The sequence below is a fragment of the Siminovitchia acidinfaciens genome (assembly GCF_003605385.1).
Lineage (GTDB): Bacteria > Bacillota > Bacilli > Bacillales > Bacillaceae_C > Siminovitchia > Siminovitchia acidinfaciens.
The window spans coordinates 163,005-175,683 of sequence record NZ_QYTV02000002.1 but is presented as its reverse complement, the minus strand read 5'-3'; the positions used below and the strand labels follow the sequence as shown (position 1 = coordinate 175,683).

General features: G+C 32.5%; 9 protein-coding genes. All 9 read left to right on the top strand.

The window, feature by feature from the left end; translation table 11 throughout:
- The first annotated feature begins 32 nt into the window (after positions 1-32).
- The 9 genes from D4T97_RS05130 to spoIIP all read left to right on the top strand — a co-directional run bounded on the left by D4T97_RS05130 (position 33) and on the right by spoIIP (position 12,514).
- A complete protein-coding gene (locus D4T97_RS05130) occupies positions 33-359 on the top strand; it encodes a hypothetical protein (RefSeq protein ID WP_126048397.1) in 327 nt (108 codons plus the stop codon).
- A gap of 316 nt (positions 360-675) precedes the next feature.
- Entirely contained in the window at positions 676-1,302 is a 627-nt protein-coding gene (locus tag D4T97_RS05125; RefSeq protein WP_126048394.1) for a JAB domain-containing protein, read from the top strand.
- 400 nt (positions 1,303-1,702) lie between these two features.
- A complete protein-coding gene (locus D4T97_RS05120) occupies positions 1,703-2,362 on the top strand; it encodes a hypothetical protein (RefSeq protein WP_126048392.1) in 660 nt (219 codons plus the stop codon).
- 135 nt (positions 2,363-2,497) lie between these two features.
- The gene (locus D4T97_RS05115) at positions 2,498-4,357 is read left to right on the top strand and encodes a TnsD family Tn7-like transposition protein (protein ID WP_164525474.1); all 1,860 of its coding nucleotides are present in this window, start codon (positions 2,498-2,500) and stop codon (positions 4,355-4,357) included.
- Positions 4,358-4,673: 316 nt separating this feature from the next.
- Positions 4,674-5,525: a TnsA endonuclease N-terminal domain-containing protein gene (locus tag D4T97_RS05110; RefSeq protein ID WP_126048388.1), complete on the top strand. Its 852-nt coding sequence runs from the start codon at positions 4,674-4,676 to the stop codon at positions 5,523-5,525.
- Entirely contained in the window at positions 5,522-7,681 is a 2,160-nt protein-coding gene (locus D4T97_RS05105; RefSeq protein ID WP_126048386.1) for an integrase catalytic domain-containing protein, read from the top strand. The genes D4T97_RS05110 and D4T97_RS05105 overlap by 4 nt, the downstream gene beginning before the upstream one ends.
- Positions 7,674-9,317 carry an ATP-binding protein gene (locus D4T97_RS05100; RefSeq protein ID WP_126048384.1) on the top strand — a complete coding sequence of 548 codons (1,644 nt, stop codon included), beginning with the start codon at positions 7,674-7,676 and terminating at the stop codon, positions 9,315-9,317. Before D4T97_RS05105 ends, D4T97_RS05100 begins: the two co-directional genes overlap by 8 nt.
- Before the next feature lies 1 nt (position 9,318).
- Positions 9,319-11,175, top strand: coding sequence for a TnsD family Tn7-like transposition protein (locus D4T97_RS05095; RefSeq protein ID WP_126048382.1), 1,857 nt, complete (start codon positions 9,319-9,321; stop codon positions 11,173-11,175).
- A gap of 241 nt (positions 11,176-11,416) precedes the next feature.
- A complete protein-coding gene (gene spoIIP, locus D4T97_RS05090) occupies positions 11,417-12,514 on the top strand; it encodes a stage II sporulation protein P (RefSeq protein ID WP_235872161.1) in 1,098 nt (365 codons plus the stop codon).
- Positions 12,515-12,679 lie beyond the last annotated feature (165 nt).

Here is a 12,679-nt window from a genome sequence, read left to right as displayed (position 1 = left end):
AATCGGGTAGATATAGACGGAAGACTGGCAAAATGGAGAATAATATGCATTGGATAGACAGTTTTGAAGTCGCGGCTTATAACCACTTAAAGGAAGAAGATGATGTTAAAGCAATACGGTTAGCTGAAGACAATTGTATTGATCTTACCAGAGTAAAAATAAAGCACATTGACTTAATCAAAAAAACAGTCCAATATCCCTCCTTAAAAACAGAGGGGAAATTAATAACTATTACAGTAAAAAATCAACGCATTATTAGCTATTTAAAAATTGTTTTCGAATACAGAAAAAACCCGGAAAATTTTGCTTTTCGAAGGAGACACATAGTAAGTACCTATACCCACCAGAGTAGATTTTAACTAACTCGAACGAAATCCGCTAGCTATTTTTTCATCCAAAAGATTAGCAGGCGGATTTTTCTGTGTTTATATTTAGAAAGCTACTTGATTTAAAGACCTGTCAGCTGAAGAAAAGTATTAGTTGGTGGTTAATCAAATGTCTGCTTTGTGGGCTGGTACGTTATATTGTTACTAATAAATAAAATTAGAAGGTTTTCACAAACGGGCACGTTTGCGGAAAACCAAAAATTTTTATAGAATTGACTAAACATTTAGTGATTTTACCCGAATGAGTAGGTAGATATATCTTTTAAAAAAGTCAAAGGAGATGAAGTAAATGTTCTCGTTAGACCAGATTAGGAAGCGGGTGGAATTTTATGCAGAAGGAGCGGAGACATCTGAACTGTTGCGTTTGATTTTTCCTAGAACTGAAATGGAAAAACTCAGGCTACTGGACAATCTGACCTACCTGGAATTGGTTAACTTGAAGAAGAAGGATTTTATGTCAATGGGCTTTTCAATAGTGACAGCCGACAAGCTCGAGAAAATGATGTTGTTTTTTAAAAGGCTCCGATACAGTGAGGCCAGAATGGAATATATACGGTCTCCGGAAGAGGCTTACCATTTCTTTTCGTTTTTAGATACACGCCTTGTGGAAGAATTTTGGGTTTGTTTCTTGAACACCAATGGAAAAGTGGTTAAAAAGAAACAACTCTTTATTGGATGCTTGAATAGTACGGTTGTGCATCCTAGGGAAGTCTTTAGAGAGGCCGTCAAGCTTCCCTGTTCTAGTATCCTTGTAGTTCATAATCATCCCAGCGGAAGCCCAGTTCCTTCTGAAGAAGACATTGAAATTACCAATAGATTGAAAGAGGGAGGGAGAATACTTGGAATCGAGTGTGCAGATCATATTATCATTGGGAGAAATGAATATACCAGTATGAAAGAGCTAGGATACCTTTGAAACATAGTAAAAAAGAATAATGTGCTTATGGAGTTATTTTACCTACTATTTATAATTTTTTATGGGTTTAAATACATAGAAGAAGCTAACGATAATTCTACTATAAACTATTACAAAAAATGAAGATGAAGCTTTGGTACATTTTGATGATCCAGCATTTAAGAAGAATATGAAAAGGAAATGTACAAAGTTGATAAACTTTAGCGAGGGTACATCGATTTTAAGCGTCAAGATGTTATTGTGATGCTATTTAAAGTGATAATTACAGTGTAGATGTGTTTTATAACATAGCATTGTGACTATTTTTAGATATATTTTTATCCATTGAATATGCAGAGAATAATTCTGTTAAAAAAATATAAAGTATCAGTTAGGCTATAATTTAACTTGGTGATGTGAAGTGATTAAATTAGGAAAGAAACAGCAAAAAAAAGGAAGAAAAAAACTAATAGAACAAAAATGGTATAGAGACTGGTCCGTCCACTTTAGTTATATTTTTGGGGTATTAACTATTATTGGATTAGTTTATGGAATTGTATCTTATCATCAAACTGTGAAGCCCCTTGTGGATGAGAAGAAACTAAAAGGGCAAGTTGCAAGGTTAGAAGAACAAAACAACGAATTAAATAATCATAATGATTTTTTACTTGGAGAAAAATCTAATTTAGAAAAAGACCTTTCTAAATTAGAGAAAAGAAAAATTGCTCTTGAAAATGAACTACAAAACAAGGAAGAACATTTGTTAGAGATGCAGGATGAAATAATTATTGCAAATGCAGATGCTTATATGTCCCCGATTTTTCATAATTTATTATACAATTCAGTTACTTCAGGTGATATTAATCAAAATGTAAAAGATATAACTTTAGAAAAACTAAATGAATTATCAAGTAGTTTGGATATTACTAAAACACAAAGAGCCACTTTAGATACTCTAACTAAATTTGTCAATGAAGAATTAGACCAAAATTCAGATTACAATGACCTTCTTGGTTATAGAGTTTATATTTATGAGCAAAAATTAAAAGATATGGGTTTTGTTGAGGACAAAGAAAAATAAATAAACAATTTCGGGCAGTATTGATATCATTTTAATGCCTAAACAGAGGGACGAAGTCCCAGCTAAAAAGAATAGAATGAGTATAAATAAAAAACATATGGAAATCTTGGTTAGTAAAATTCAAAGGTGAGATTAATGCTACCATTCTTTCCATATCCATATCCCGATGAAACCTTTTATAGTTTATTAGCTCGTTATAACATCAATTCTGGAAATCTAAAAAGCAAACATACAATAGAAGATTTATATGGTGTTAAAACAAGAAGAGCTGTTTCAGACTTTGCAATCTGTTTAGAGGTGTTATTACGAAAGATTCCTGGATTCCCTCTTGACGCCGAGGAGATTATACAAAAACATACTTTATATCCTTATTATTCAGCATTTATTCCTTTTGATAGAGTAAGGAAAATAAAGAGTAAAATAATAAACGGGGAATCAGACGTCCATACATTAATGGGGATATCGGCCGGTTCGATTACGAATAGTAAGTCTTTAAAACATTGCCTAAAGTGTATTGAAGACGATATGAATAAGTATGGAGAGACGTACTGGCACCGGATTCATCAAATACCGGAGGTTTTTATCTGTCCTATACACAATGTACCTTTATTAAAGACAAAAAATCAGCTTTATGAATTTAATCAACACGAATTTGTTCCGGCATCGGTAGAATTTCTTGATTTTAATAGTGAACTCACTTTTGATAAAGAAATGATCGAAATGCTGATTATGATTTCACACGAGGTTCATTGGTTACTAAACAATGAGGTAATTATGCCAAATTACAGTTTTTATAAGGAAAGATATATATCAATTCTTCAAGCAAAAGAACTAGCAACGGCTAATCAAACGATCAATCAACAAAAATGGGTACAATTATTTACAAACCATTATGGTGAATCATTACTGAGATTATTTCAGTCTGAAATTGATAAAAAGGATTATTATAACTGGCTAAGTTCAATTGTAAGGAAGCATAGATCAGTATTTCATCCTATTAGGCACATTTTAGTAATAAAAATATTGTGTAATTCCTTACAAGAATTTTATTCTACTGATCACAAATATTCACCCTTTGGAAGAGGTCCTTGGCCTTGTTTAAATCCTGCTCATAAAAATTACCGAAGAAAAATTATCAGAAGTTATGAATTGTCGACTTGTATCAATTCTAAGAGGCCACTTGGTAAATTTAAGTGTAGTTGCGGTTTCATTTACACAAGAAGAGGGCCAGATACTGATATAAAAGATCAATATAAAAAGGACAGGATTATTAATTTTGGAGAAGTTTGGAAAGAACATCTATTGTTTTTACACAGTCAAGAGCTACCAATTGGAAGAATTGCTATGGAGTTAGGGGTAGATTCAAAAACCGTAATAAAGCAATTATCTTTATTAAAGGATATTGAAATAAGTCCAGTTAAAAAAGCTAAGGGACAAAATAAATGTATCTGCAACAGGGAAAAGTGGGATTCACTAATAAAACGATATCCGAATTATTCAGTTACACAAATTAGAAGGTTAAATCCTGGTTTATTTATGTGGCTTTACAAATATGATAGGCAATGGCTCTCAAAACATTCGCCCAAAGTGAATGGAATTTTAGTTGCGAAAGAAAGGGTTAGTTGGGCTAAAAGGGATGAGGAGCTATTTACTGAAGTCCAAGAAATTATAAAAAAATGGAGCAGTTATGAAGAAGAGAAAGGTAAATTAATAAGGAAAACCTATAGTAGTATTGCTAATAGAACCCAAAGGCCACATTTTATTTTAAAAAAGACAGAAAAGTTGCCTAAAACCTTAAATTTACTGCAAAAAATATGCGAGTCTAATGAAGGGTTTAGGTTAAGAAGAATTGATTGGGCTGCTGGGCAATTAATTGAAGAAGGTAAAATTATAAAAAGCTGGTCGTTGCTTAAAAAGTCATCAATTCGATCTGAGTATGTTAATAGTACTATCATTCAATATATGGAAAAGTATTGTCACAGTGTTATTCGGTAATTAAAAGGGCAGCTTGGAGCTTAAGCTTCAGGCTGCCCTTTTTAAATTAGATATATAGAATCGGTTTAAAAAATGGAGAGATTGTTAACAATGACGTTTATAAACAACGAATTTTGAGTTTATAAACTACAGAAAGGAAAATAAAGAAATACTAAAGTGCAAAATTATATGAAAGGCCTGTAGGAAAGAGACTAATTTCATTAAAATTTTTTAGGTTTTCATATAAAAAAATTTATTAGTCGAAATACAAAAATGTTTTTCTGCAGTTGATTTAATTTAACGAATTGGTAACTTAATACAAAAAGGAGGTGTAAAAGTGGCAAAGATTAAATGGTCAGATGAAAAAGTGGTTGAAAGGATAAAGCAAGGTTATGGATCAGGGAGCGGAATGGATTATAAACCTTGGATTCACGTAGTTAATGGGCCAACCAGTAAAAGTTTTGCCCAAAGGCCAAAGGGGTGGAAGACAAATAGAAAACATCAATTATTGTCGATATTAGAATTTCACACGTTTTTGTTTTTTGAATGGGAAGAAGCGGTAATTGATATACGTGAACAATATCCGTTGAATCGAACTAAAACAGAAGTCATCGCTGAAAAGTTAGGTATAAAACATCCAAATTTTGATAGAAGAAATACCAAAGATAAACAACAAGTACTTTCTGTAATGACAACAGACTTTTTATTATCAGTAAAAAACAATGACGAGATAGGTTATATAGCTATTGCTGTAAAGCCATCAGAAGAACTAGATAAAAAAAGGACCATAGAGAAGTTGGAAATTGAAAAGACTTACTGGGAAGAAAAAAATATTAAGTGGGGAATTTTTACAGAAAAGGATCTAAACGATAATTTTATTAATAACCTTAAATTTATTCATAATCATAAAGGGCCTTTACCTCAATTTGAAAGAAAATATTTTGATAATTTGTCTGCTAAGTTAGTAAAAGGAATTCACGAAAATAGTGATCAAGTTTTCCAGTACTTTTTTGACAATTTTGACGGCACTTTTAATTTAGAAGAAGGAACAGCAATATCTTTATTTAGATATTGTCTAGCAAATAAATTCATAATGACCGATATGTTAAAACCCATAGATTTTAGTAGCAAAATTAAAGACCTCATTGTTGCTAACGAAGGGAATAAAAAGGAGGGTGTATTGGTATGATATTGGCTAAAAACCAATTATTAGAGATAAATCTTTCAAATAATAAAATCGTTGAAAGAATACTATGGATTGATAAAAATTATAGCTATTGTTTTACGATTGATATTGAAAAAAATAACACCAATGCTTTACCTCTTATTAAGGAATTGGAAACCCTGCATCGATTGGTTGAACTTGGAGATGTTAAACCATTATTAAATGATCCCTATAAGATATTTTATGACGAAAGTGCGATAACTACTGCTGAAAAAAATACACGAGATAACCGTTGGGATCAGATTAAAGAATTAGTAAAAATGGAACCTGATATATATTTAGAAAGTATAAACAGTATGATTAAACGAGTCTATAAGGATAGTAAAGTTTCAAGAAGCTCTATTTATAAATATTTGCGCTTATATTGGCAAAGAGGTATGGTGAAAAACTCTTTGATTCCCGATTTCAGAGACTGCGGCGGAAGGGGAAAAAGGAAAAAGCTAGGTGATAAAAAAACAGGAAGACCCAAGACTTATATAAAAGATAAACCAGGGATTAACGTAACTAGTATGGTGGATTATTATTTCGAACAAGGATTAAAGGAGTGCAAAGAGAGTAACGTTAGAGGAATTAAAGATATTTATAACCATATTCTATACAGATTTTTCTTAGAAGGTTATAGATATGAGAACAACAAAAAAACTGTTCAATTGGAAGATAATATCCCTACGTTACGGCAGTTTAGATATTGGTATGAAAATCACTCCGGTAAAAGTTTAGCCCAAAAGCAGATAGATAGAAAGGGTCAACGGGAATACAATCTTAATTACAGACCTGTAACAGGAAAGTCAGATTTAAATATAAATGGCCCTGGGGCGCAATATCAAATAGATTCAACTCCGTCGGATATATACCTTATATCAGAGGTTAATCCTAAATTAAGTATTGGAAAGCCTACAACGTACTTTGTTATTGACGTTTTCAGTAGGATGATAACCGGAATGTATGTGGGAATTAAGGAGGCCTCCTGGGTTGCTGCGAGGTTAGCAATTGCAAATACAGCGGAGGATAAAGTAAACTTTTGCAAGTCAAATGGTATTGATATATCAGAAAGTGATTGGCCAGTACAACATTTACCTGAAAGCATCCTCGCGGATCGAGGAACTGAATTTAGTGGATATAAAATTGAGACACTTATAGATAGCTTTGGTATTAGGGTTGAAAATACACCTTCGTACAGGGCTGACTTAAAAGGAATAATTGAAAAAAACTTCGACAACGTGAATAACAAATTAAAGCCTTTTATGCCGGGAAGTATCACTAAAGATTCAGGTAAGCGAGGTGAGGCAGACCCTCGTTTAGAAGCTAAGATGACTTTAAAAGAATATAGGAGAGGAGTTATTAACGCGGTTTTATCTTATAATAACTTCCACTGGCTAAAACATTACACTCCAGATAGGGAGATGTTAAAGGAGAATGTACGATTAGTACCGATTGAAATATGGAAATGGGGAATCAAACATAGATCTGGTCAATTAAAAAAAATACCTGAGGATATTGTAAAGCTTCGATTAATGGAAAAAGCTAAAGGTAGAGTCCAAATGTATGGAATACATTTTAAAGGAGACCTTTATTATACCTGCCACAGAGCCAAAACTGAGGGATGGTTTGAAGATGCTGCTATAAAAGGTAGTTGGGAAGTAGAATTAGCCTATGATCCTTCGAGTACTGACGAGGTTTATATTGTAAATAGTGATGGGACTTATGAAGTTTGTTATTTGTTGCCGAAAAGTAAGGCGTATAACGGTATTCATTTTGCTGACTATGATGAGGTAATTTTCAATCTGAAAGAGATGGAAAAAGGCCACGAGCATAAGGAAATCGAGGCTGAAATAAATTTAAATAATGATCTTATGGAAATTAAAAAGCAGGCTGAAGAAAGTTTCAAGGAATATAAACAAGATTTAAATAAATCAAATAGAACTAAAAATATAAGAGAAAACAAGATAATGGAACGAGAGTTATTAAGTGAGGAAGAATCTTTAAGGCTAAGTGAAGTATTATCCAAAAATGCGATGAGGGACAATAAAAATAATAAAAGTGAAGAATATTTAGATGAAATGGATGATGAATTCAATTTCATAAAAAATTTTCAAAAGGAGAGGCTAAATAATGAATAATTATACATTCGCTGAAGCTATCTATAGTGATTCTCCTGTAAAAGAATATGCAAATAATCCACTGATTGAAGCGTTGCCTCCAATACTTACAAGCCAAAAGGTTATTCACCTGATGTCTGTTTTTCCACACTTTGATATAAATGAAAGATTTGATTCGGACGAAATTCGCTTTCATTATATTCAAAGGCTTTATGATTATTTTCACCCTTTAACACGTCATATTGCCTTAGAAAGAAGATTCTCCACTGTAATTAGAAAAGGATATGTCAATAGAAATCCTATAAGTAAAGATACTGTTAAATATATGAATGATAGTTACAAGTCGTTGAAGGAAGGAAAGTTACCTGAACCCGACCAAATTAATACGGAAAATACAGTACAGGGGTTCTCTTTAATAGGTGTATCAGGCACTGGTAAGTCAACAACTTATAAAAGGATTATCAAAAGCTATCCAAAGTATATAAAACATACAAATCATAAGGGAAACCATATGAACATAGCTCAAATACCTTTTCTTAATCTGGAGTGCCCTTCGGACGGCTCATTAGGAGGTTTATGTCATAAGTTTTTTGAAGAAGTGGACCTGAGGATTGGGTCAAAATATAAAGAAAGATTTAAGAATTATAGGGTGCAGTATATGTTAACTGAAATGGTACACCTTACTAGATTACATAATGTAGGGGTATTAATTATTGATGAGATTCAGCATTTAAGCGTACAAAAGGTACAAGGGGTAAACAAGATGTTGAATTTCTTTGTAGGGTTAGTCAATCAAATTGGTGTACCAGTTATATTAATTGGGACTAATAAAGCATTCGATATGCTGAATAAAGAATTTAGACAGGCCTTAAGGTCAGATGGGCAAGGAAGTAATAAGGAAGACTGGGAAAGAATGAAAAATGATAGGAATTGGCAATTGGTTATGGATGGATTACTTCATTACCAATGGACTAGAACTCCAGTTGAAAATGAAGAAGATTTATTGAAAATCAAAAATGCTCTCTATGTGGAAAGTCAAGGAATTATTGGTATTGCTGTAAAACTTTTTGCAGCTACTCAAATGGAAGCTATTTTAAATAGAAAGGAAACGATTACAGAAGAATTAATTCAAAGTACTTTTAAAAGGTGTTTTGGATCGTTACAACCGATGATCGATGCGTTGAAGAGTGGAAATCAAGAGGAGATTAATAAATACGATGATTTAAAAGAAAGACTTAAAGAGATAATGAATCAAATAGAAGATGATTATAAAACTAATATCCTGGTGCAAGCTATAGAGGAGGCGAAGAGTAAAGGGGGAAATGATGGATATTATCAATTATTGACAGTTAGGTTAGCTAATAAAATTACTGACAGTAAGATTGTACAATCTTCTGTAAAAGAAGTATTGAGTAAATTTAATTATCATCAATATAGTATAGATGAATTGTTTCAAATGGCATTAACAATCGCTGAGGGAAAAATTACAAGGAAAAAGGGGAGAAAAAATAAAAATAACTCCACTGAAGCCCTCAAAGAAAATGACTTGAGGAAACTTAGATTAGAAGCATTAGATCGGAAAATCTCAACGTATGAAATGCTAAAGGAAAAAAATATTATATTAGATTATAACCTGTTTGAGAAGGGTGTAATATAAAATGATTCCTTTTTTTCCAATGCCCTATCCCGACGAAAATTTTCATAGCATAGTTGCAAGATATCATATGTATTCTGGTAATTTGGCTGCTTCACACACTTATGAGGATCTCTTTGGTATTAAGTTAAGGGGTTTGAAAATAGAATTCCCCACACATATTAACACTCTTGTCAACCGTATATCCAAGCAAAGTTTAACCGTCGATAACTTAATTAATAATCATACACTTTATTCTTTCTACACAATTTTTGAGGGATTAAAAAGCAGAACTTTAGCTAGGGAATATATGGAGAAAGGCAATAAGAAAGAATTGTCACTCATTGGTGGGATTAACAAAGGTCATATAAAAACAAATTTAACGTTTAAACATTGTTACCATTGTATAGAAGATGATATAGAAAATTACGGTGAAACATACTGGCATAGAGTGCACCAAATTCCAGGTGTATTAGTTTGCCCATCGCATAATGTACCGCTTATCAGTGTTAGAAAAAATGTAATGAATAATATAGATAAAAATTTAATATTAGCAAATGATAAAAAGATATATGAACTAAACCCTTTACATACATTGGTAAAAAGAAATATCCAGCAGCTAAGTAAATATGCTATAGAAGCAGCTAAATGTTTAAAGTACTACAGTGAACTAAATAAAATACCAGATTTCCCCTCCTGTTATAAAAAAGGGCTTCAAATAAATGGCTTCAAATTAGGAATTAGTTATGTTGATAGACAAAAGTGGTATAGTCAATTTCGAAGGTTTTACGGCGATAGCTTTCTAAATGTAATGGAATCAGAACTTATTAACGGCAATCAAAATTGGCTATTTAAGCTTCTGAATAAAAAATTGTTCTCACATCCTTTAAGGCATTTACTGCTTATCATCTTTTTATTTGGAACAATTGAGGATCTTATTAAATTTTCAAAGGATAATAAAGAAGCTAATACTGAAAAGGTATTTGGCCAAGGGCCTTGGCCCTGTTTAAATCCAGCTCATATCGATTATAAGAAAAATGTTATTTCTGACCTCAAAATTAATGTAAAGAAAGATCGACTAATCGGGGTTTTTAAATGTACCTGTGGATTTGTTTACTCTAGAAATTCCATTGATTTGAAAAATGGTTTAGATAAAATAACGAAGCATAGCTTTGGACCGGTATGGGAAGATAAATTTAGAGAGTTGTTACAGAGAGGATCTAAAACTGGAGAAATAGGAAAATTATTACAAATTGCACCATCAACTGTTCGAAAATATAAAGAGATAATGGAATCCAATAATAGCTCCAAGAGGGTTGAAAATTTAAAAAAACTACAGATTGAAAATAGGAGGCTTTGGTTGGAGTTACTCCAAAAAGAAAATGTTTCTGCTACCACAAATTATAAGTTATATGAATGGTTACTTAGAAATGACAGAGAATGGTTAACAAAACATCCTTTGCCAAGTAAAAATAATCGAGGTTATGGTAAGAAGATAAATTGGGCAGAAAAAGACAAAGAAATTCTTACTGAAATAAAGAACATTGTTAATAATTGGCATCTAATAGAGGAAAGTGGATTTGTGAGAAAAACTAAGAGCTCAATTGCCAAACAAACTAAGGCTTCCTTCGAAACTGTTATTAGAGGAAATTATGATAATATACCTAACACTATTAAATATATTGATTCAGTTGTTGAAAGTTCTTATGAGTATAATTTAAGGAAAATTGAAACTGCGTATAATTATTTACTTGATAGAAATGAGTATATAACAACGCAAAAACTTCATACTAGTTCTGGTTCAAGTAAGTATGAATTTACTAAGAATTTTTTAAGTGATTTTTTAAGCGATAAAGAAGAGTTAATAAAGAGAAAAAAATAGAATACCTTAAAAAAGGGAAGCTAATATTTTCTAAACGCTTCTCTATTTAATTTGTAATTTAACATTGATCAAATTGTGGTCAGAAAAAATGCCAGCTACCGTCTTCCGCGTCGTTGCTAGGGTATGGTGGATATATTAAACCTTGACTCTGGGAAGTCGCTACTAATAGCAAAGTAAACCGAATAGCTCTCCTCTCTCTCGCATAAATATGAATATGGTAGTATTTGAGGAGGGGAATCAATTGTATAAGTCTAACAATCCAACCTTTTACTTTATAAGATTGTTGGTTGGATTATTCACATTAACTATTTTTACATTTTTCATCGCCGTCCTTCTTTCGTTTACATCTGCTTTCTCTTCGGCTTCCATCAAATCCATATTAGGTAAAGTTAATATAGAGAGTGTGCTGGTGGAGATAATGAGGTCTGAGGTTCACGCCTTGCCTCCGTCAGAGGATCTTCCATCTATAACTGAACTTTCATTGGACCTATTAATAAATATTAAACCTAAGGATGTGAGAACCTTTCTAGGAAATGAAATTCCGGGTTTGGCCCTTTATCATACGGAAATTGCGGTTGCCGGGAAAGGAACGAACATCACAAACCTCCCTATTGAGTCTCCTCCTCCGCAATTTGAATTGTTGGAGGATACTAATGAAACGGAAGACAATAAAACTGAAGAGCAAAAAGGACCAAAGAGCAAAAACAAGACCGTTTTCATTTATCATTCACATAGTTGGGAAGCCTATAAACCATTGTTAAAAAATGCAAATCAGACCTCAAGTAACAATGAAAAAACGAATGTCATTGCAGTAGGAGAAAAATTAAAAAGCGAATTGGAGGATAAGGGAATTGGTGTAGAGCATTCAAAAAAGAATGTTCCCCAAGCGTTAACATCCCGTAATTGGAATTACTATCAATCATATGCACTTTCAAGAGAAACTGTTCAAGAAGCGATGGCTAATAATGACAAACTCAAATTCTTTATAGATATACACAGAGACGCCCAGCCGAAAAAAGTTACAACTGCTGTCATTAACCAAAAAAAATATGCTAAATTGTTTTTTGTCGTTGGAAAAGAACACAAAGGTTATGAAATGAACCGTACCTTGGCTGAAAAATTACATTCGGAAATTGAGAAAAAATATCCTGGTATTAGCCGCGGAGTCTTTATTAAAGGGAAAAGCCAGGGTGATGGAGTTTATAACCAAGATTTATCTGGCCGTGCCCTACTAATTGAATTTGGCGGAGTTGATAATGATCTTACAGAGTTATATAACTCAACGGAAGCACTTGCTGATATTTTTAGTGAATTTTATTGGGGGGACTCAGAAATCTAGTGCCACTAATCGTTTTGCAAAGATATACAATCCTTGGGTGTATTTAACGAGGTGATACTTATTCCAAATCATCAACTAAAACGAAAATTCTTTACAATTTCGTAACACCGCAATTTGGTCCGTTTATGTAAAACCGATTTTATTGAAGGTCATCAAAATTGAAAA